Source organism: Arcanobacterium ihumii (assembly GCF_900604515.1).
Classification (GTDB): Bacteria; Actinomycetota; Actinomycetes; order Actinomycetales; family Actinomycetaceae; genus Arcanobacterium_A; species Arcanobacterium_A ihumii.
Genome location: NZ_UWOS01000001.1, coordinates 34,964 through 55,907, shown reverse-complemented (window position 1 = coordinate 55,907; position 20,944 = coordinate 34,964). Strand labels below are relative to the sequence as shown.

The window sequence follows — 20,944 nt, the reverse complement described above, 5'->3', positions numbered from 1 at the left end:
ATGCATGATTATCGACTAGTCTTTCCGGCATTAGCACTTTGGTTATTTACTGCAACTGGTCTAACCGTCGCTGGAATAGGAGTGATATCTAGGGTCTTACCGATCATGCTTGGATCATTGGCCGTGGTGTGGAGCGTTATAATCGGAATACGTGTAAGAGGTGATAAACCAGTAGCTTCATCGTGTATATCAGTGGTAGTTGCCGTATTTCTTGTGGCTATGGTAGGAATCTTCCTTAATTCCTTTCGAGAAAATGTTTATCAGCGGGATCCACTTACAGTTGCAGCTCATCAACACCGCCAAGTAAATGCTAAAGGTTGGGTAGGGCAGCGTTTTGTTAAACCAGGGAGCCACCTGGTTTTGTGGGAGATAGAAGATATTGAAGTTGATGGAAAACGCTCCGCTGAAACGGTTTGCCTCGTAGATTATGAAGAAGAATTAAAGGCGGTTCCACAAGGCAGTGAGATTTCATTCTTCGGTGTGGCAAAGACTTCCCGATTATCAGGGCAATGCACAACCACGGTTAAAGCTGAAAAAGTTGAAATAGTGCATCCACCTCATTTCACTGACAGAGCAATAAATACGGTACGGTTGCGGTTTATCGAGGTGCTCACGAATATTCAGCAACCTCCAGACGTTTCGGCATTATTACAAGGAATTATCGTTGGAGATGATTCGAAGATTTCTACTGAACTCCGTGAGCAGATGAAAATCCTGAGCCTTTCGCATTTAACAGCTGTATCCGGTACCCATATCTCGATTGTGCTAGCGCTGGTCTTTGCTGGCGTGGGAAGACGTAAACCTTGGATTACCGCGGTGATAACGCTATGTGTTGTATCTGTCATGGTAATCATCGTCGGCGGCAGTGCTTCGGTTATTCGTGCCTTTGTGATGTCTGTGTTTGTGTTGATCGGTATTGCCTTGCAACGAGCCCGTGATGCGATTCCAATCCTCGCAACAACAATTATGATCATTTGTCTTATGGATCCAAACTTGGCGCGAGAAATTGGTTTCGCACTATCCGTAGCAGCCACGTTTGCCATCGTTAGTTTTGGGCATGTACTTTCAAGCACACTAGCGGTGCGTTTCCCTCAGTGGTTTACCCAAATGATAGCTATCCCGTTGGTTGCCTCTCTCGGCACACTTCCAATCATCATAGCTATTCAGCCAGAATTATCCGTGTGGAGTGTATTAGCCAATCTGCTGATTTCTCCTGTCATCACTCCACTGACGATCTTTGGATTGGCATCACTGGTGATCACTAATATTCACGCACTATTAGCAATCCCGTTGGTATGGATTAGTTCCTGGGGATGTTACTGGATTATCGCCGTCGTCAACCTCCTTAAAGGTTTGCCGGGTTCTCACTGTAGTCCCACAATTGTGTTTCTCTTATACCTGGTTTTTGCAATATTGATTTTCTATAATCAGCGGCTAACCCAACTGAAGAGAACTCTGGTGCACCGCTACCTACCACACAAAAATTCACTCATTGTGCTACGAGGTCTCTCTATCCGATTAGACCGAGTGTTTCGAGGCGGCATATTGGTAGCCATATTTTTTGTTTGCGGGATTATTTCACTTCCTATTGAAACCCGAAGCTCGAATTGGGAAATCATCCAATGCGACGTGGGCCAAGGATCAGCTGCAGTGCTAAGACGCGAGAGCCAGATAGTTGTAGTAGACGTAGGACCAACCCCAGAGTCAATCCGACGCTGTTTGATGGATAACAGGATTAACGTTATTGACGTGTTAGTTCTAAGTCACTTCGATCTAGACCACGTGGGTGGACTGGATGGCTTGCTAGGCACTGTAAAAGTCAAAGAGGTATGGGTAAGTGCGAACAGGAATCCTCTCAAAAACTCAAATAGAGCACTTGGGCTGATTCACGCGAAAGATATTCCGATTACTGAGGTGAGAAATTCTGTTGAGCTTCGTGGCTGGATACGAGCATTTCATCCTTCTAAACTGGCTGGTAGTGCGGATGACTCCAACCGAGACTCAATCGTTGTAGAAGCAAAAACTGATTCACTTTCAGTGTTGATACTCAGTGATATTCCTAAAGAATCTCAAGATACATTGGCACAGACCATTCAAGGAGTTGATGTAGTAGTAGTTTCACACCACGGATCAAAAGACCAATCGGAATCTTTAGCCAAGAAAACTGCACCTAAAATAAGCTTGGTGTCTGTAGGAGAGAACGACTATGGGCACCCGACGGCGCGTGCCCGCGAGATCTGGGATGCCCCGCTCTATCTCACGACGCAAAAATGTGGGGAGATTCGAATTGGAAAAGACGGAGTCGAAGCTTCGTGCCAAGGCATGGAATAATGACACTATGACAGCGTGGGATGGAATCGAATTAGAGCCTCTGATCTTAATTCAATCAGCGGAACCGGTATATGCGGATCGAGCTATTGACAGCTTGAAGAAACGCCTACGCGCTCGCGATCCAAATACTGATATTGCTTCGCTGGACGCATCCACCTATCAACCGGGTCAGTTACAGCTTCTAACTACGCCAACGTTGTTCGGTGAACCGCGTGCCGTCATAATCCCACAGGCTGAGCAGGCATCTGACACGTTTTTAAGCGATGCGCTCAGCTACCTTGATGTCCCCGAGCCTGACGTCGTCGTCATTTTTCGGCATAATGGTGGAGTTCGCGGAAAGAAACTCCTTGATCGCCTTAACACATTGGGTGTTGCGGCCGTCAAGATAGAATCTGTTTCTTCGCCTTCAGCCAAGGCAAATGCGGTGATGGCAGATGTTGCTGCTCAGAAGCGGAAAATGTCTAAGCTGGCGGTTGGGGCATTAGTAGATGCACTCGGATCTGACTTACGCGAATTGCTTTCAGCAACTAACCAGCTCCTTGCCGATATCTCTGGAGATATCGACGAAGATGACGTCCACAAATATTTTTCTGGCCGTATCGAGGCAACCGGTTATAAGGTCGCGGATGCATTGGTGATCGGCGACGTCGGACGCGCCGTCGAGCTTGCACGCCACGCTATGAGTACGGGTACCTCACCTGTGAGTATTGTTTCTTCGCTAGCCATGAAATTCCGTTCGATGGCTTTAGTGCTTGGAATGAGGTCTTCCAAATTAGGGGTAAATGACTCTATGAAACAATGGCAACGCGACCGAGCAAAACGCGAATTGCGGTATTGGAGTGCAGAAGGACTTGCTCAGGCGATCCTTGAGATTGCTCGTGCAGACGCCGATGTGAAAGGTGCTTCCAGAGATCCCGGCTATGCGGTTGAGCGAGCGATCTTGGCTGTGGGACGTGCTCGACGCCTTCGATAAACAGCCGGATTATGCATTAATATCCAGATGATTCCGGAAATTAAAAATATGTTCGTGCCCGAAGCTCGCCGTAAAATATCTCGATAAAGAGACAAATCTCAGCTACCCTTAGAAGTGGTCCAAAGGAAGCGAAATAACAAGCGCTTCTCGACATTTCCATTTTAAGGAGACACTGTGCAGATAGGTGTACCGCGTGAGCCTCATGCCTCACAGTCGCTAGTGGCTGCCACTCCAGATACAGTTGGGAAACTGATAAAACTTGGCTACGAATTAGTGGTTGAGCAGGGAGCGGGAGACCGTGCAAGTTTCCCAGATCACTTGTATGAAGAAGCTGGTGCCGCAATTGTAAATACGGACGAGGTCTGGGATTCAGACATTGTTTTTGCTCTTGACACCCCGCCAACCGAGTACCTCGACAAAATGAGGCAGGGCGCGACCCTCATCGCTCGAATGGCGCCGGGCCGCAATTCTGATACTTTGCAGGCACTTGCTCAGCGTGGCATTACCGGTTTGGCTATGGATATGGTTCCGCGTATCTCGCGTGCACAGTCGATGGACGTTCTTTCCTCAATGGCAAATATCGCAGGTTATCGTGCCGTTGTTGAAGCTGCAGCTCAATTTGGGCGTCTTTTTACGGGCCAAGTAACTGCTGCAGGTAAGATGCCACCTGCAACCGTCTATGTTATCGGTGCAGGCGTAGCTGGTCTCGCCGCAATCGGTACAGCGAATTCAATGGGTGCAGTTGTAAATGCAACTGATGTTCGTGATGAAACGGCTGAACAGGTTGAATCCATGGGCGCGCAGTTCGTAGCAATCCCAGCGCCTGCTCAAGAGTCTTCTGATGGCTATGCAAAAGAAATGACAGCGGATCAAGCTGCGGCGGCCGCTAAACTTTATGCCGAACAGGCATCGATTTCGGATGTTGTAATTACTACGGCAAATATTCCCGGTCGCAAATCACCAATCTTGCTTGATGCTGAGGCAGTAGCCAATATGAAGCCAGGCTCTGTGGTCGTCGATATGGCTGCGGCAAACGGCGGTAACTGTGAACTTACCGTGCCTGGTGAAGTAATTACCACCGAAAACGGTGTGAAGATTATTGGCTATACCGACCTTGCAGGTCGTTTACCCGCTCAGGCTTCACAGCTTTACGGTCAGAACCTTGTGAACTTCTTTAAGCTCACCACTCCAGAAAAGGACGGAATCCTCCACCTAGATCTGGATGACGTAGTTGTTCGTCAAATGACTGTGACGCTGAATAATGATGTGCTTTTTCCGCCACCTCCAGTGCAAGTTTCTGCAGCTCCAGCGGCTAAGAAACCAGTGGCTAACGTAGCTCCAGCCGAACCTGAGCCTGAAAAGAGTTGGTTCGCAAAGAATTGGTGGATGCTGGTAGTCGGTGTGCTCTTTGCTAGTTTAATTATTTCAGCTCCTCCCGGAATGACCAGTCACTTCATTGTCTTTGCGCTTGCCGTCGTCGTTGGTTTCTACGTAATTACGTCAGTGACGCATTCCTTGCATACTCCGCTGATGTCGGTTACCAATGCGATTTCTGGAATCATCGTGGTAGGTGCGCTACTCCAAGTCCCGGCAGACTCGATCGCAGTGAAGGTTCTGACTTTCTTCGCAATCGTTGTTGCCTCCATTAACGTCTTTGGTGGTTTCACAGTAACCCACCGAATGCTCAAGATGTTCCAGAGGAGCTAAGCATGGAAATCTATTCAGCATTTCAACAAAGTGCACTGGATCTGCAGTCACTGGCATATATTTCGGCTGCACTCCTGTTCATCTTGGCTCTAGCGGGTCTATCGAAGCAGGAAACCGCACGCCGCGGAAACCTATTCGGAATCATCGGAATGGGCGTTGCGCTTCTTGCCACTGTGCTTGTGGTAATTGCTTTTGATGATCAATCCACTGCATCCTTCTTCCTTATTTTAGTGGCGATGGGGATCGGTGGAGCTATCGGCGTATACAAGGCAAAGAAGGTCGAAATGACCGGAATGCCCGAACTTATCGCTCTATTGCACTCCTTCGTCGGTTTGGCAGCGGTCTTGGTTGGCTATAACTCTTTCTTCATCATGCCAGGTTCAGACACTGTGGAAAATGCTTTTCATATGGGTGAAGTCGGCCTTGCAGTGTTCATTGGAGCTGTCACCCTCACGGGCTCGATCATTGCATTCCTAAAATTATCGGCTCGCATCAAGGGATCACCTCTCACGCTTCCAGGACGTAACTGGTTAAACCTCGGTGCGATCGTCCTCAGCATCGCTCTGATTATTTGGTTTGCTTACACGCGTTCGGTGGCCATGGGTCTTATCCCGTTGATTCTTCTCACGATCATTGCCTTGGCTCTAGGTGCCCATCTTGTTGCTGCCATCGGTGGTGGTGATATGCCGGTTGTTGTGTCTATGCTGAACTCCTACTCGGGATGGGCTGCGGCAATGGCAGGTTTCACCCTGGGTAATGATCTTCTTATCATTACCGGCGCGCTCGTTGGTTCGTCAGGTGCATACCTTAGCTACATCATGTGCAAGGCTATGAACCGTTCCTTCGTCTCGGTGATCCTTGGCGGCTTTGGTTCCGACGGCGCTGCTGCCGCCGACGATCGTGATTACGGCGAGCACCGTGAGACGACTGCGGCGGATGTTGCACAGCTTCTCAAGGATGCTCGCAAGGTCATGATTACTCCTGGATACGGAATGGCTGTTGCACAGGCGCAATATCCGGTTGCCGATTTAACTTCGAAGCTCCGCGCTATGGGCGTTGAGGTTACCTTCGGTATCCATCCAGTGGCTGGTCGTCTTCCAGGACATATGAACGTGCTTCTTGCTGAAGCCAAGGTTCCTTACGACATCGTCCTAGAGATGGATGAGGTTAACGACGATTTCGCCGATATCGACGTCGTACTGGTGATCGGTGCAAACGATACGGTTAACCCGGCGGCAGAAGAACCAGGTTCGCCAATCGCAGGCATGCCGGTTCTTAAGGTCTGGGAGGCAAAGAACGTCGTTGCATTTAAGCGTTCGATGGGCAATGCTGGCTACGCGGGTGTTCAAAACCCGTTGTTCTTCAATGAGAACACCCAGATGCTATTGGGAGATGCAAAGGCATCGGTAGAACAAATTATCTCGGCGTTGTAATTATTCAGCCGTTGATTACCTTGGGCGGGGTTTGCAAATAAAAGCGAAACCCCGCCCAAGTCCATTGTTATTACAATCAGAATTTGATTAGATAGAAGTGGTTTAACGCTGTGAGCACTTAGAAGGTGAGGAATTCATGACGTGGCTCGTTACGGGTGGTGCAGGATATATTGGGTCACACGTTGCTAGAGCCTTTCTGGATTCGGGCATAGATGTAGTTGTTTATGATGACCTCTCAACCGGTTCCTTAGATTTCGTTCCAGATGGTGCGATTTTTATTGAGGGCTCGATTCTTGATGAAGACGCTTTAAGCCACGTGTTTGAACGAAATATGATCTCGGGTGTAGTTTCTGTTGCAGGATACAAGTACGCAGGTGAATCGGTTAAACGACCATTCCATACTTACACTCAAAATGTTTCGGGCTTAGTAAGTCTTCTTTCGGCCATGCATCAAGCAGGAGTACACAACTACGTATTTTCTTCTTCTGCATCGGTATATGGAACCCCAGATGTGGACGTAGTGACTGAATCGTGTGAGCTGGCACCGGAATCTCCGTATGGACAAACAAAAGTCATAGGGGAGTGGCTCGCTCAAAATATGTGTGCGATTGACTCGGACTGGAAATTTACAAATCTGCGTTACTTTAATGTTGTTGGTTCTGGATACCCTGAAATCTATGACCGAAGCCCGCACAACCTTTTCCCTATAGTTTTCGATCGTTTACTTGATGGTCAAGTTCCACAAATTAACGGCAATGATTACCCTACGCCCGATGGGACTTGCATTCGGGATTATATCCACGTGGCAGATTTAGCAATTGCTCATGTTGCTGCAGCTCAGGTACTCGAGCAGGGAGTGAAATTATTGCCGGCATACAACCTTGGTTCTGGTCGGGGCTCTTCAGTTGCGGAAATAATGGCTGAAATCGCTGAGGTGACTGGAATCGCCTTTGATCCGATCATTGCGCCACGCCGTCCCGGGGACCCGGCTCGAATAGTTGCTGATGGCACTGCCGCTTCACGAGATATTGACTGGAAGATGCGTCATTCACTTGCTGATATGGTTCGCTCGGCTTGGGAATCTAGACGATTGCACAGCTAATATCGAGCTAACTTAATAAAAGAGTTTGGGGTGGCACGGAAATCCGTGCCACCCCAAAAGTTCGCGTTAGCAAGTTTAAGGAATCCTAGACTTTCTAACGGAAAGCTATCGAATCAGGCGTTGTTCTTAAGAGCTGCAACCTGCTTAGCAAGCTTCGACTTGCGGTTAGCGGCTTGGTTCTTGTGAATAACACCCTTAGATACAGCCTTGTCCAGCTTACGACCTGCGATGCGGAGCTCCGATGCTGCGGTCTCTGCGTCACCTGCTGCAATAGCTTCACGCGTCTTACGAACGAGGGTCTTTAGCTCAGACTTGTATGCCTTGTTGCGGATGCGACGCTTCTCGTTGGTCTTGATGCGCTTCTTCTGGGACTTAATATTTGCCACTGTTAACTCTTTCGATTTTTCGCTTATGCGAACGGATATGGTCGGTGAGGGGTTGCCATCTCCGGACTGCCAGGCGTGGGGACACCCGTGGTTATGGATCAGGCCGGACCTGCGACCCGACCAGGTGCAAAGTCCAAAAAGAAACTCTACCAGTTTTTACAAGGGTTTCCAATGATACAAAGGGATTCTTGTGGTGGAACGGCTCACGAAATTTTGCTGGTTTTTACCAAATTCGAAGGTGTAAAGCACCAACTAGGAAACTATAAAGCACCAACTAGTTTGAGTGGCAAGAATCTCCCGTGCGCCTAAAATATAATCGGAATTATGGATTCAGCTATGGATCTTAGATAATGCATGAGTGACTTGCTCATAGCGGTCTTCGTCCAAGGTACCACCAATTCTTCGGATTTTGCTCAATGGAACTTTCCAAAGAATATCGAGGCGAACTTCCGAGTTCCGACGCTGGTTATCCCAATTGCCTGTTCCAATGTCCAACCACCAGCGATGGTATTCGTCTCGGTATAGTGATTCGTGAGCATGATCCTTGGAAGTCATCTGGGCGCAAATTGCATTGTTGTTATCAACAGATACTACTAACACGGGGCGATCTTTTCCTTGACCGTTGTTTTCCTCGAATGGAATCCATGTCCAGACCACTTCACCTGGGTCGGGCAGCGAGTCTCCATCCGGGGTATAAGAAAAATTTGGAAGACCATCTTGAGAAAAATTCCAAGGAACGGTGTTTTTCTGAATCGAAGCGCGTGTTCCACCGTGGTTGGAGCTTGGATTATTGTGCCTTTGCTGTGTAGGTCTATTGCTAATCAGCTCATCAACTACGGAGGCGCCAAGTGTTCGGATCAGTCTTTTAAGCAAGGGACGGAAATTCATTGTGCTCCTCCAATAGTTACGGCACCTTGGAACATTTCTGTTCCATCAAATGTGTAGTCTCCAAATACTTCGAGGCTCTCAAGATTCTTTGTAGATGGCAAAATCTTCGTGCGTTTTTCAAAGTCACTGATCATTCCAAAATACCTTGAATCTAGAAGAATTGTAGGTGCCTCGTCTCGATCTAGCTTAAGGTGAAAATGTTCGTCAAAGGTATAGCTATCGGAACGAATAGCGAAAAGGTCATTCGTCGTCTTAACCGGAATAAATCGATCTCGTTCAACCAAGATTGGCGAAGCATCCCCAAAATGACTGACTATTGCCCCGCTGGCACACTCGATTTGGAATACTTCAGGAGTCTTAGGATCTGCTGGAACTACGTGTTTACGATTCCGAATAAGTGGTAGATCTAGAACTCCACCTGTTCTCTGCAACAAATCGCGTAATGCTTCGATGTTGAACCACAGGTTATTCGTATTGAAGAAGGGGTGACGCGTAGGATCACTGAAATAAGGGGAATCCTCTGGAGATGTCTGGGAGGAATCTCGAAGTATGATTGTTCCATTTCTTTTGTCCGTTGCTAAATGTCCGCCTTTGAGATCGTTTTGAGAGCGCTTGCAAACTTCAGGGGCAAGCGATCTACCCGAATCTTCAAACCAACTCGCAAGAAGCTCAGAAGGAAAAGCTCCAAGGTTATCAACATTAGATATTGAAAGTATTGTATAACCCGCCTCTAAAAGCTCGGTAAGGAGCGTCGTTTCGGCTAGGCAGGTATAGATATTTCCATGACCTGGTGGGCACCATTCAAGTTCCGGATCATTTGGCCAGGATACCGGCTCAAGTGTGTTGACAAGGAGACGAGGCTCTCTGTTCTGAATAAAATCAAACGTGAGGTCAGAGATTCGTAAGTCCTCAGGGAAAAACGAATGTGTATCTTGATTGGTTCGATACGAATTCATGAAAATTAATGGAATTTGAGACATGCTTCGGTTTCGAGCCGCGCGCACCTGGGCGAAGATGATATCGAGAAAAGTCATCTGATCTCGAACAGGAATGAGAGACTTGGCATGTGAGAGTCCCATTGACGTACCAAGTCCGCCGTTGAGCTTAAGAAACACCGTTTTACCGAGTGCTTCGCGTGCACGTTTGCTGTCGACTTCGATATCTTTGAGTGCGACGACGTTTCGAAGAGGCTCAATTGAATCTTCGGGAATGATTCCGGTATTTCCGTCTCGTAGCTGTTTGAAATACGACTCAAACACCGCCGTCGTAACCGGTCCTGCGCCGTCGTCCATGAGCTTTTGGAGGGAACGGTCCAGTGCATCCATCCCACTAATCCTTCGTTCGTCGGTTTTTAGAATTTTAGCATTGATGCCCATTAAGCCCAGTGATAAATATTTTCGTGCGGATGTTAAAATCACATGAGGAAAACTCGGGCTAGGATTCACCCACTGGTAGCCTTGGTAGTAAACACAAGTAGAGGAGTTTCGTGCCTGTTAGTACGTTAGAGCAGATTAAGCAGATTGAGCCGGCTTCAACCGATCCGGCGAAGATCCGGAATTTCTGCATTATTGCCCATATTGATCACGGTAAATCGACCTTGGCTGATCGTATGCTTCAATTGACCGGCGTGCTGTCGGAGCGTGATATGCGCGCGCAATATCTTGATCGTATGGATATTGAGCGTGAACGTGGAATCACGATTAAGTCCCAGGCAGTTCGTATGCCATGGACTGTCAATGGTGAAGCTTTTGCTCTCAATATGATTGACACGCCCGGACACGTGGACTTTTCATACGAGGTTTCACGGTCCTTGGCGGCATGTGAAGGCGCGATTTTACTTGTTGACGCTGCTCAAGGGATTGAAGCGCAAACCTTGGCTAACCTCTATATGGCGCTTGAAAACGACTTGGCGATCATCCCGGTTCTGAATAAGATTGATCTACCGGCTGCTAATCCGGATAAATACGCCCTTGAGCTGGCCTCCCTTATCGGCTGCGAACCAGATGACTGTATTCGTGTATCAGGGAAGACCGGCGAAGGCGTTGATCAACTTCTTGATCGCATCGTTGCTGAATTTCCGGCGCCGGTAGGAGATGCCGACGCCGAAACTCGCGCCATGATTTTCGATTCCGTATACGATACCTACCGTGGCGTCGTAACGTATGTGCGCGTCGTTGACGGTATGCTTCGTCCACGCCAACGCGTCCAAATGATGTCAACCAAGCAAAGCCATGAACTTTTGGAAATCGGTGTTATTTCACCTGAACCAATTCCTTCGCGTGGATTGGGTGTTGGTGAAGTAGGTTATTTGATCACCGGCGTGAAAGACGTTCGTCAATCGCGTGTTGGAGATACGGTTACAGACCTTGGAAAACCAGCACAATCTGCACTTTCCGGATATCAGGATCCTAAACCGATGGTATTCTCTGGTCTCTATCCAATTGATGGCTCGGATTACCCTGCATTGCGAGATGCTCTAGATAAGCTCAAGCTCAATGATGCGGCTTTGACTTATGAACCGGAGACGTCTGTTGCACTGGGATTCGGATATCGATGCGGATTTCTTGGACTGCTCCACCTCGAAATTATCACTGAACGCCTCGCCCGTGAATTCGATCTAGATTTGATTGCAACTGCGCCATCCGTGAATTACCGCGTTATTACCGACGCGGGAGAAGAAGTTAAAGTTTCGAATCCGTCTGAATTTCCAGAAGGAAAAGTTAAAGAGGTAATTGAACCGCTTGTAGATGCCACGATCCTTACTCCTAAGGATTACGTTGGAACAGTGATGGAATTGTGCCAACAAAGGCGTGGAAATATGAAGGGGATGGACTACCTTTCAGAAGACCGTGTTGAGCTTCGATATGAGCTTCCGTTAGCTGAAATCGTCACCGACTTCTTCGATCAACTTAAGTCGCGTACGAAGGGTTATGCTTCTTTGGATTACAAGGAAGAAGGCGAACAGGCTGCGGACCTGGTTAAGGTTAATATCTTACTCAATCATGAAACTGTCGATGCATTTTCAGCTATTGTGCATCGCGATAGTGCTTACGCCTACGGCGTGGATATGGCGTCGAAACTCAAGACGCTAATTCCTCGCCAGCAGTTTGAAATTCCGATCCAGGCAGCAGTTGGATCTCGAGTTATTGCGCGAGAAACCATCCGTGCGCTTCGTAAAGACGTGCTGGCAAAATGTTACGGAGGCGATGTTAGCCGTAAACGGAAGCTCCTTGAAAAGCAAAAAGAAGGTAAGAAGCGCATGAAATCGATCGGTAGAATCGATGTTCCCCAAGAAGCGTTTGTTGCTGCATTGAGTTCGGAAATGCCTGAAAGTAAGAAGAAATAAGTGGAGAACGAAGAACGCCCCACAAACTACGGTCGGATTATGTCGTTTTCCCTGCGTGGGAAGCGACTCGGGGATAAATTCGAACATGTAATGGAAGAACATGGAGCCGACTACCTAGTTCCTTTCGAACCTGGAGTGGGGCAAGCAACCATCGCTCCTGGTTCGCGTATAGATCTAAGCGAGCTCTTTGGACGCGAAGCTCCACTGATAGTAGAAGTTGGTCCTGGATCGGGTGAACAACTCGTGCATGCGGCAAAGCTTTACCCTGAAAAGAACTTTCTTGCGTGTGAAGCGTGGGGACCCGGAGTGGCGCGTTGTGTAAACGCTCTTGCTCGCGAAAACCTTTCGAATGTCAAAATCGCAGAGTTAGACGCTGCTCAGGCTCTCCCAATTATTTTTGGTACCGAGGCCGACGAATCTTTACGTCAATATGCTTCAGAAGTGTGGACCTTTTTTCCAGACCCCTGGAGAAAGAAGAAACATCGCAAGCGCCGCATTGTTTCTCCCACGTTTGCGCACGTAGTCGCCGGAATTTTGCAACCTGCAGGTATCTGGAGAATGGCCACCGATTGGGATAACTATGCGTGGCAGATGCGTGATGTGATTCAAGAATCACCGTGGTTCTCCAATGCTTATGCGGGTGAGAATCCCGATGCTGCTGACGAAGGTGTATATCGAGGTGGATTTGCTCCGCGTTTTTCCGATCGCGTTATGACACGTTTTGAAGAGCGTGGAATTGAAGCCGGTAGGAGCGTCCATGACGTGTTAGCCGTTCGAAACTCAGTTAAGCAAGATGAGGAAACCATTCCCGAAGATCCGTGGGTTAGTGCAATTGCTCGTGGCGAAACCGTTCTTGCTGATCGTGGAGGAGAACGCCCTCCGAGCTCAAGGCGAGGTTTGAAAGCCCTTGGCTGAGTTACCTGAGGGTACATCCGCGCCACCAGACGGGTCATTACCCCATCCCGACGTCGCCGACGGATTTTCTGCTTACGTCCACATACCTTTTTGCCGGGTGCGTTGCGGATACTGCGACTTTAATACCTACACCAATGTTGATTTTGGACCGGGTGCGTCAGTCGGAGATTTCCACGAATCTTTGCGACGTGAAATTGGACTATCAGCAAAGGTGCTTAGTTCCACTAGTAAGCCAGGACCCTTGAAGACGGTATTTTTCGGAGGCGGTACTCCGACGATGGTAAATGTTCAAGCTCTGGTGGCAGTTGTTGATGAATTGCGACATACTTTTGGCATTGCTACGGGCGCTGAAATCACAACAGAGGCAAATCCGGAAACTGTTTCTTTTGAGTATCTTCAACGACTTCGCGATGCTGGATTTTCTAGGATTTCTTTTGGCATGCAGTCAGCGGTGCCGAACGTATTGACAACACTTGATCGAGTGCATACTCAGGGGCAAGTTGAACGAGTGGTGACATGGGCACGTGAGCTTGGACTGAGATATTCACTTGACCTGATTTACGGTGCGCCGGGTGAAACGATGGAGCAGTGGAATGAATCTTTGGATACTGCACTTGCTTTGGAACCGGATCATATCTCGGCTTATGCCTTAACGATTGAACCAGGAACAAAGATGGGCGCACAGCTCAAACGTGGTGAAATCATCGAACCTGATCCTGATGAATTGGCCGAAAAATATATACTGGCGGATCAGCTTTTTAGTTCTCAAGGTTTGGAGTGGTACGAGATTTCGAATTGGTCGAAACCGGGCGAAGAATGCCGCCATAATCTCCACTATTGGAAGAATTCCAACTGGTGGGGGTACGGACCGGGCGCTCACTCACATATCAATGGAACTCGATTTTGGAATGTGAAGCATCCTTTGGTTTATGCACAAAAGCTGAGGGGAGATACACATGAGATGAGTCCTGCTGCCGGACGCGAAATCCTAACGGACGCAGAGAAACGAGAAGAAGCAATTATGATGGGTATTCGGCTTTCTACTGGTATTGATATTCCGGAACATATTTCAGCACATTTAGTTGCCGGTTTTATTAGCGATGGTCTGATTGATCCGAAACCAGCATTGAATGGACGCCTTATCTTGACGAGGAAAGGCCGTCTTCTCGCCGACACCGTGACTCGAGCATTGTGGTAGTGATAAAGGTAAAAGAAAGTCAGATCAACAAATTTTTATTCGCATTTTCTTAGGAATTCGTTATTTATGTATGATCGACGAGTAAATAAAATAAAAAATAAAGATCGCGAGCCACTGGGACCGTCGACTCCGAAAGAAGAAAACTACCATGGGTGACCTATATATTAAAACGCTGTTGATTGTTCTTTTCGCAGGTACAATTGGATGGGCATTATGGGTTGGGCTTTCGCCGCGCTCACAAGGTTCTTGGGATGAACGAACCAAATTAATCGCCCAGCTTAGAAAGCATAAGGTCACTCATAAGGACATGGTAAAAGACGCCAAGACTTTCTTCATTGGCACTCCACAAGTGTCGTTTTTATGGCCGTTCTTAGCTAATGCGGTTGCCCATGATGCTCTCACTCATCAAAGTTCCCCGAGCTGGAGGAGCGGTCGAGTGCTGGCTGGTGAAAAAGATTCATTCCAAGTACTTACGGTAGATTCACCGCTTTACTCCGATGGCAGCGAACATCATTTTCCAGAAGTGCTTGGTGCTAAATCTGGTTTTCCTTTGCCAGTTGGTTTTCTTGACAACGCTGTGAGCTCTGCGCACACTATCGTTCCAGGGTCAAATGACCTCACTATCTTTTGCGGGACTAAAGACGAATACGAAGCTTTTGAAGGAAGTGCACTTGCTCAGTGGCTTATGGCAACGGATAGCGTAGACTGCTTTTACACCAACGAAACAACGGTGTCCGTCGTCTTCAATGCAACTGAGTTCGATGAGGAGCTCAATGAGTGTTTAACACAACTTCGCGAGTCTATTTCACAGGCTATGCGCCTTACGCCGCGTCAATCGTAATGAGGCGTTGGTTAGATTCTAAAGAATCTTACAGTCCGGCGCTCACGAAATCGATTAGTTCTTCCATTCGCCCTAACAGCGCTGGTTCAAGATCGGTGTAGGAGTGAACTGAGTCCAGAATTCTTTTCCAACCTAGGCCAATGTCTTCGGCGTCTTGATGTGGCCACCCTAAGCGGGCGAGCGTACCTATTTTAATGTCCTCACCGCGCGGAACCTCTGGCCATTCTTTGATTCCAATAGTTCGAGGTTTGATCGCTTGCCAGACGTCAACATAGGGGTGACCGAGCACCAGCACACCTGGGAACTTCATTGCTTTAGCTGCGATTTTAAATTCTTTGGAGCCGCAGACCATGTGATCGAGTAAAACACCAGCGCGGTGGTCATTTGAGGGATTGAAAACTGTGAGTATCTCGATCAGATGATCGGCACCGTAGAGTTCTTCGATCATGATCCCTTCAAATGCGAGGTCTTCTCCCCAAATCTTGGAAATTAACTCGGCATCGTGCTTACCTTCTACCCAAATTCGGGACGGGCGAGCAACGCGCGCCTTGTGTTCAACATACAATGATCCTGATGCCGTCACGCGTTTGCCAGCTACAAGCCGTGGGGTGCGAGTAATCGGTTGTTGGGAAGCATTTCTGCTAGGAACCGTTGTGTTTTGAGGTTCTATGACGACGACGGGTTTACCCTCGATCCAAAAACCCGGACCGAGTGGGTAGGAACGCTGTTTGAAATTGGCATCCTCAAGTACCATTTGCCATTTACCAGCAACTTTAGAAACTCTAATAACTTCGCCGACGAAACCGGTTTCGACGTCTTCGAGGAGTAGACCGACGGCTGCTGGCACCTGCTTTGCTGGGGATTTTCGAAGCGGATCTGCAATAAGTACGTCGTGTCCATACCGGTCGTTGGCATTTCTAAACACTGGCTGCGGAGCTTCTGGTTCCCCTTGTTGATGAATGACACGTCCCGACGGGTGGCGATTGGCAAATCTTGAGTTCACCAGACTAGGTTAAGTCATGACAGCTTAAAAATGGGTGACCAATCGGACTCTGTCTAGATGCGTGTTAGGTCTAGAAAAGCGTAGAATTGGCACTCGGTGATATGGAGTGCCATATGTTCTACGACGCCGGTTATATTGGTGTGGGATAGAAAACCATGGCTTGGATCGAGAGAGGGGTGGGTCGATGGCTTCGCCAGAAGAACGACGACGAATCGTTTTAAATGCAATTGTCGAAGACTACGTAGCCACCCGCGAACCGGTTGGGTCGAAAGCGGTAGTAGAGCGGCATGGTTTAACTGTTTCGCCCGCTACTATTCGTAACGATATGGCGCAATTAGAAGAAGCAGGACTGATCGTCCAACCGTATACATCTGCGGGTCGAATCCCTACCGACGCCGGTTACCGGGTTTTCGTTGACTCCTTGGCGGACATTAAACCGCTATCGCTTGGGGAACGACGTGCGATTGAACGAATGCTTCAAGGAGCAGTCGACCTCGACGATGTATTGGATCGAGCTGTCCGTTTATTGGCGCAGATCACCCAACAGGTTGCGGTTGTACAATATCCGTCGTTGCGCCGTACTGCATTGCGTCATGTAGAGTTGATCGCTTTATCTAAACGAATGATTTTAATCGTGATGATTACCGATGCGGGACGCGTTGAACAAAGAACTTTCGAAACGGATTCTAGTGTTTCGGATGCTGATTTGGAGGCGATTCGGGGTGCAGTCAATGAGCATCTCACTGGTCTGCAACTGGATGGCCTAGGCAAAGTGTCGGACCGCTTACTGGATGATTCCCCAGATCGCCTGCGTGAAGTTACCCGTAAGATCACGCAGCTGGTACGCCAAACACTTCTAAACGAAGTCGAAGAACGCGTAGTTGTAGCTGGAACAGGTAACTTGAGCCGATACAACGTTGAGTTTCACCACTCAATTGCTCCAATTCTTGATGTTCTTGAAGAGCAGGTTGTGCTAATGAAACTGCTTGCTAGCCAAGGAGAAGGACTGCATGTACGAATTGGCCATGAAATTGATGCAAAAGAATTATCGGAGACGTCAGTTATTTCGTCTGGATACGGCAATAGTTCGGATCAAACAATCGCGAACCTGGGAATCATTGGACCGACTCGAATGGACTACCGCGGTGCGATTTCGAGCGTCCATGCGATTGCGAATTATTTGTCCGAGATTTTGCGTTTAAATTAACGGTGAGATTTCATCGACTTTTACTAAAATGGCTTAAACTCTCGGAAACGAAGAAATAAAGAAAAGATAGGTAAAATAATCAGTGGCTGACTACTACGAGACCTTAGGTGTGTCTAGGAATGCGTCTCAAGACGAAATTAAAAAGGCATATCGGAAACTTGCTCGAAAGTTACATCCGGACGTTGCAGGTCCGGACGGTGCCGAGCAGTTTAAGGAAGTAACCAACGCTTACGATGTTCTTTCTAATGAAGAAAAACGCCGTATGTACGATATAGGCGGTGAAGATGCCCTGCGTGGTGGCGGTGCTCCAACAGGTGGCTTTGGATTCGAAGACATCTTTTCTTCATTCTTCGGGGGTGGCTCAGCCCAACGTGGTCCAGTGTCGCGTGCACAGCGCGGTGGCGACTCCCTCGTACATTTAGAGCTTTCTTTGCAAGACGTCGTATTTGGCGTCGATAAACCAATAACAATCGACATCGCTGCTGAGTGCCCAGAGTGTAACGGTATGATGACTGCACCGGGAACCGAACCCGTTACCTGTGTGCAGTGTGGTGGATCGGGCACTGTACAGCGCGTAACGAATTCTTTGTTTGGTCAGATGATGACTACTACTACGTGCGGTGCGTGCCAAGGTTACGGAACACAAATAGTGACTCCATGTGGAGAGTGCTCGGGCGAAGGGCGTGTTCGGTCGAAGAAGTCGGTTACCGTTAAGGTTCCTGCCGGAGTCGAAGAAGGTATGCGGATTCGGCTCGCCGGTCAGGGTGATGCAGGTATATTCGGAGGAATGCCTGGAGACCTATTTGCCGAAGTCTACGTCGAAAAAGATCCTGTTTTCTCTAGGCATGGAGATAACCTGGAAGCAATGCTTGAAGTTCCGATGACTGCCGCGATTCTTGGTGCGGACGTAAACATTGATACTTTCGACGGCGCACAATCAATTCATGTTGGTCCTGGAACTCAGTCTGGAACCGTCGTTAACCTCGAAGGTATGGGCGTAGGTAGACTCCACCGCCGTGGTAGAGGAGACTTGCACGTAACAGTCCAGGTAAAGACGCCAACGAAGCTCGATGATGCACAGCGTACCTTGGTTGAAGAGCTAGCTAAACTACGCAACGAAGAAACCCCATCTGCGAAGATGGTTGCGGAATCCGGATCTGTTTTTTCGCGCCTCAAAGATAAAATCAAAGGATTATAAGGCGGAAAATTGTGACGCTACCCGTTTATGTAGACCGTGACTTGCGTGAACCAAAGCAAGGCGATGTTGTCACTCTTTGTGGTGATGAAGCCCGTCATGCCGTGACAGTACGTAGAACGACGGTTGGTGAACAAATTGACGTCGTTGACGGAAAAGGTTTACGCGTTACTATCGAGGTAACTGCTACGGCAAAAACCACTCTAAGTGGTGTAGTTACGGCGGTACGTCGTGAAGACAGATCGAAGCTCGAAATTACCTTGGTGCAGGCATTGGCAAAGGGCGGTAGAGATGAGCAAGCAGTAGAAACGTCCACTGAATTTGGAGTGGATACAGTAATTCCATGGGAATCTCAGCGGGCAATTGTGTCTTGGTCTCAGCCTGCCAAAGCGGAAAAGGGGCGAACTAAATGGCAACTAACCGCTGACACGGCTGCGAAACAGTCACGCAGATCTTTCGTTCCGAAAATTGAAGGCGTCATCAAAAGCCGCGAATTAAGTCGAAAGATTCAACAGTGGGTTGAGTCGGGGAGTGTTGTTTTCGTGTGTCATGAACAGGCAACACAAACGTTGACAACCGAGGCGAAACACCAGGGCTTATTTGGAATCGAATCAGGGCGCAACGACGTCGTCGATACTGATGCTTGTTCCGATCGCATGTCGACCTCGGATGGACGAAGTGATAAACAATCTGTCGTTTGTATCGTGGGACCGGAAGGTGGTATCACCGATGAAGAAATCTCTGATTTTCGCGCATCTGGAGCGATTCCGGTGTTGCTAGGTAAGCACGTGCTACGTTCGGCAACAGCCGGCGCCTGGGCGATAGCGGTTCTTAGGGCACTCGGCGAGTGAATGCAATATTTGTATGGACTTGAATAGTCGCGAATAAGGTAGAATTAAAGCGATGACGAATGATGCGAATGATGCAAGTGTGCAGAGGACGATAACGGTTCCTGACAGAATCCCGATGATTAATTTACTCGGGCATAACGATGGGGTATTGCGAGCTCTTGAAAAAGGTCTTGCTCCGGTGGTGCTTCATGTTCGTGGGCACGGGATTTCAGTTTCTGGAAGCGAAAGTGACGTTGGTGTAGCCGTTGAACTTTTATCGGAACTCATTGCAGTGGTTTCACTTGGGGAACACCTCAGTGTAGATGCAGTTGAGCGAGCAATTTCGATGACTAAAGCTGGTTTGGCACGGCCGACTGAGTTGCTAAATGCTGATATCCTCACCACTCGAGGAAAAACCATTCGGCCGAAAACGCTTGGGCAAAAAGCATATGTTGATGCTATCGATGAAAATACGGTTATTTTCGGAATTGGTCCTGCGGGAACCGGAAAAACTTATTTGGCAATGGCCAAAGCGGTGGTTGCGCTGCAACGAAAAGAGGTTTCGCGTATTATTCTCACTCGTCCTGCGGTTGAGGCAGGGGAGTCTCTCGGTTTTTTACCCGGTTCTCTCAACGATAAAATCGACCCTTACGTGCGCCCGCTTTACGACGCCTTACATGACATGGTTGATCCCGATGCGATTCCAAAGCTTATGGCAGCTGGGACGATCGAAGTTGCGCCCTTGGCATATATGCGTGGAAGAACGCTTAACGATGCATTCATTATTTTGGACGAGGCGCAGAACAGCACTCCCGAACAGATGAAGATGTTTTTAACTCGACTAGGCTTTGGGTCAAAGATGGTGGTTACGGGGGATATTACTCAGATTGATCTACCTGGAAAAGTGCAATCGGGCTTGCTATTAGTTCGGCGTATTTTGCGTGAAGTCGATGGAATTAAATTTGCTGAACTTGGTTCAGCTGACGTTGTGCGGCACAGACTGGTTGCCGATATTATTGATGCCTACGCACGATGGAATGATGAAAAATGATTGAAGTAAATGACGAGTCATCGTTTTCACCTGCTGCAAATCTCGCTGAAATTTCAGAGCTGGGAGCTTGGGTATTCGATGAGATGAGAGTTCACCCTCAAGCCGATCTCAATATCGTTTTACTCGACGAAGAAGCAATGGCTCAACTTCATATTGAATGGATGGATCTCGAAGGACCTACTGATGTGATGTCCTTCCCAATGGACGAACTTCGTCCGACTCCTCCCGGTCAGGAAGCCATTGAAGGTATCCTTGGTGATATTGCGATCTGCCCACAGGTAGCCGCTCGGCAAGCCCGAAAATCTGGGCACGCCACGATGGAAGAAATCTTGTTGCTTACCACCCACGGAATCTTACATTTGTTGGGATACGATCATGAGTTGGAAGAAGATCGAAAAGAAATGTTCGAGCTTCAACGACGTCTTTTGTTGACCTTCTTGGCACGAAAGCCTCAAAACCCAAATGATCCAATTCGTGATTTTGGGGATATTGACGATATCGCTCCAACGATTGACTAGGTGTGAAGATTAATTGAGTA

At 48.2% G+C, this 20,944-nt stretch carries 18 protein-coding genes; 14 read left to right on the top strand and 4 right to left on the bottom strand.

The window, feature by feature from the left end:
• The 5 genes from EIH22_RS00240 to galE all read left to right on the top strand — a co-directional run bounded on the left by EIH22_RS00240 (position 1) and on the right by galE (position 7,546).
• On the top strand, positions 1 to 2,331 hold the full coding sequence (locus EIH22_RS00240) for a ComEC/Rec2 family competence protein (protein ID WP_124053792.1): 2,331 nt from the start codon (positions 1 to 3) through the stop codon (positions 2,329 to 2,331).
• A gap of 7 nt (positions 2,332 to 2,338) precedes the next feature.
• Positions 2,339 to 3,304 carry a DNA polymerase III subunit delta gene (gene holA / locus EIH22_RS00235; RefSeq protein ID WP_124054652.1) on the top strand — a complete coding sequence of 322 codons (966 nt, stop codon included), beginning with the start codon at positions 2,339 to 2,341 and terminating at the stop codon, positions 3,302 to 3,304.
• A 174-nt stretch (positions 3,305 to 3,478) separates the two neighbouring features.
• Positions 3,479 to 5,011, top strand: a complete 1,533-nt coding sequence (locus EIH22_RS00230; protein WP_124053790.1) for a Re/Si-specific NAD(P)(+) transhydrogenase subunit alpha — start codon at positions 3,479 to 3,481, stop codon at positions 5,009 to 5,011.
• A 2-nt stretch (positions 5,012 to 5,013) separates the two neighbouring features.
• Complete coding sequence (pntB, locus tag EIH22_RS00225; RefSeq protein ID WP_124053789.1) at positions 5,014 to 6,444, top strand: Re/Si-specific NAD(P)(+) transhydrogenase subunit beta; 1,431 nt, start codon at positions 5,014 to 5,016, stop codon at positions 6,442 to 6,444.
• Positions 6,445 to 6,580: 136 nt separating this feature from the next.
• A complete protein-coding gene (galE, locus tag EIH22_RS00220; RefSeq protein ID WP_124053787.1) occupies positions 6,581 to 7,546 on the top strand; it encodes a UDP-glucose 4-epimerase GalE in 966 nt (321 codons plus the stop codon).
• 113 nt (positions 7,547 to 7,659) lie between these two features.
• Here galE and rpsT read toward each other — a convergent pair whose 3' ends face one another.
• The 3 genes from rpsT to EIH22_RS00205 all read right to left on the bottom strand — a co-directional run bounded on the left by rpsT (position 7,660) and on the right by EIH22_RS00205 (position 10,145).
• Positions 7,660 to 7,932: a 30S ribosomal protein S20 gene (gene rpsT, locus EIH22_RS00215; RefSeq protein WP_124053785.1), complete on the bottom strand. Its 273-nt coding sequence runs from the start codon at positions 7,930 to 7,932 to the stop codon at positions 7,660 to 7,662.
• Between the two features lie 330 nt (positions 7,933 to 8,262).
• Entirely contained in the window at positions 8,263 to 8,820 is a 558-nt protein-coding gene (locus tag EIH22_RS00210; RefSeq protein ID WP_124053783.1) for a type II toxin-antitoxin system PemK/MazF family toxin, read from the bottom strand.
• Positions 8,817 to 10,145: a UTP--glucose-1-phosphate uridylyltransferase gene (locus tag EIH22_RS00205; protein ID WP_160148984.1), complete on the bottom strand. Its 1,329-nt coding sequence runs from the start codon at positions 10,143 to 10,145 to the stop codon at positions 8,817 to 8,819. The genes EIH22_RS00210 and EIH22_RS00205 overlap by 4 nt, the downstream gene beginning before the upstream one ends.
• Positions 10,146 to 10,306: 161 nt before the next feature.
• Here EIH22_RS00205 and lepA point away from each other — a divergent pair, with 161 nt between their 5' ends.
• The 4 genes from lepA (at position 10,307) to EIH22_RS00185 (ending at position 15,120) form a co-directional block, all read left to right on the top strand.
• Positions 10,307 to 12,166: a translation elongation factor 4 gene (gene lepA, locus EIH22_RS00200; protein WP_124053780.1), complete on the top strand. Its 1,860-nt coding sequence runs from the start codon at positions 10,307 to 10,309 to the stop codon at positions 12,164 to 12,166.
• Positions 12,167 to 13,081 carry a tRNA (guanosine(46)-N7)-methyltransferase TrmB gene (gene trmB / locus EIH22_RS00195; RefSeq protein ID WP_235001705.1) on the top strand — a complete coding sequence of 305 codons (915 nt, stop codon included), beginning with the start codon at positions 12,167 to 12,169 and terminating at the stop codon, positions 13,079 to 13,081. It abuts the gene before it with no gap.
• Positions 13,074 to 14,279, top strand: a complete 1,206-nt coding sequence (hemW, locus tag EIH22_RS00190) for a radical SAM family heme chaperone HemW (protein WP_124053779.1) — start codon at positions 13,074 to 13,076, stop codon at positions 14,277 to 14,279. The genes trmB and hemW overlap by 8 nt, the downstream gene beginning before the upstream one ends.
• A gap of 148 nt (positions 14,280 to 14,427) precedes the next feature.
• Positions 14,428 to 15,120: a hypothetical protein gene (locus EIH22_RS00185; protein WP_124053777.1), complete on the top strand. Its 693-nt coding sequence runs from the start codon at positions 14,428 to 14,430 to the stop codon at positions 15,118 to 15,120.
• A gap of 28 nt (positions 15,121 to 15,148) precedes the next feature.
• On the opposite strand, the gene EIH22_RS00180 is transcribed toward EIH22_RS00185, so the two are convergent.
• A complete protein-coding gene (locus tag EIH22_RS00180; protein ID WP_235001704.1) occupies positions 15,149 to 16,123 on the bottom strand; it encodes a DUF3097 family protein in 975 nt (324 codons plus the stop codon).
• Between the two features lie 184 nt (positions 16,124 to 16,307).
• Here EIH22_RS00180 and hrcA point away from each other — a divergent pair, with 184 nt between their 5' ends.
• The 5 genes from hrcA (at position 16,308) to ybeY (ending at position 20,924) form a co-directional block, all read left to right on the top strand.
• The gene (hrcA, locus tag EIH22_RS00175; protein WP_124053776.1) at positions 16,308 to 17,330 is read left to right on the top strand and encodes a heat-inducible transcriptional repressor HrcA; all 1,023 of its coding nucleotides are present in this window, start codon (positions 16,308 to 16,310) and stop codon (positions 17,328 to 17,330) included.
• 82 nt (positions 17,331 to 17,412) lie between these two features.
• On the top strand, positions 17,413 to 18,528 hold the full coding sequence (gene dnaJ / locus EIH22_RS00170; protein WP_124053774.1) for a molecular chaperone DnaJ: 1,116 nt from the start codon (positions 17,413 to 17,415) through the stop codon (positions 18,526 to 18,528).
• Between the two features lie 11 nt (positions 18,529 to 18,539).
• Positions 18,540 to 19,376: a 16S rRNA (uracil(1498)-N(3))-methyltransferase gene (locus EIH22_RS00165; protein ID WP_124053772.1), complete on the top strand. Its 837-nt coding sequence runs from the start codon at positions 18,540 to 18,542 to the stop codon at positions 19,374 to 19,376.
• A gap of 52 nt (positions 19,377 to 19,428) precedes the next feature.
• Complete coding sequence (locus tag EIH22_RS00160) at positions 19,429 to 20,406, top strand: PhoH family protein (RefSeq protein WP_200829125.1); 978 nt, start codon at positions 19,429 to 19,431, stop codon at positions 20,404 to 20,406.
• Positions 20,403 to 20,924, top strand: coding sequence for an rRNA maturation RNase YbeY (ybeY, locus tag EIH22_RS00155; protein ID WP_124053770.1), 522 nt, complete (start codon positions 20,403 to 20,405; stop codon positions 20,922 to 20,924). Before EIH22_RS00160 ends, ybeY begins: the two co-directional genes overlap by 4 nt.
• The last annotated feature ends 20 nt before the right edge of the window (positions 20,925 to 20,944 follow it).

Excerpts from the sequence above, each read along its gene's own strand:
- EIH22_RS00240 (WP_124053792.1), top strand. The coding sequence starts at position 1 with ATGCATGATTATCGACTAGTCTTTCCGGCATTAGCACTTTGGTTATTT.
- holA (WP_124054652.1), top strand. The coding sequence starts at position 2,339 with ATGACAGCGTGGGATGGAATCGAATTAGAGCCTCTGATCTTAATTCAA.
- ybeY (WP_124053770.1), top strand. The coding sequence starts at position 20,403 with ATGATTGAAGTAAATGACGAGTCATCGTTTTCACCTGCTGCAAATCTC.
- galE (WP_124053787.1), top strand. The coding sequence starts at position 6,581 with ATGACGTGGCTCGTTACGGGTGGTGCAGGATATATTGGGTCACACGTT.
- EIH22_RS00210 (WP_124053783.1), bottom strand. The coding sequence starts at position 8,820 with ATGAATTTCCGTCCCTTGCTTAAAAGACTGATCCGAACACTTGGCGCC.
- EIH22_RS00185 (WP_124053777.1), top strand. The coding sequence starts at position 14,428 with ATGGGTGACCTATATATTAAAACGCTGTTGATTGTTCTTTTCGCAGGT.
- hrcA (WP_124053776.1), top strand. The coding sequence starts at position 16,308 with ATGGCTTCGCCAGAAGAACGACGACGAATCGTTTTAAATGCAATTGTC.
- EIH22_RS00160 (WP_200829125.1), top strand. The coding sequence starts at position 19,429 with ATGACGAATGATGCGAATGATGCAAGTGTGCAGAGGACGATAACGGTT.
- EIH22_RS00205 (WP_160148984.1), bottom strand. The coding sequence starts at position 10,145 with ATGGATGCACTGGACCGTTCCCTCCAAAAGCTCATGGACGACGGCGCA.
- pntB (WP_124053789.1), top strand. The coding sequence starts at position 5,014 with ATGGAAATCTATTCAGCATTTCAACAAAGTGCACTGGATCTGCAGTCA.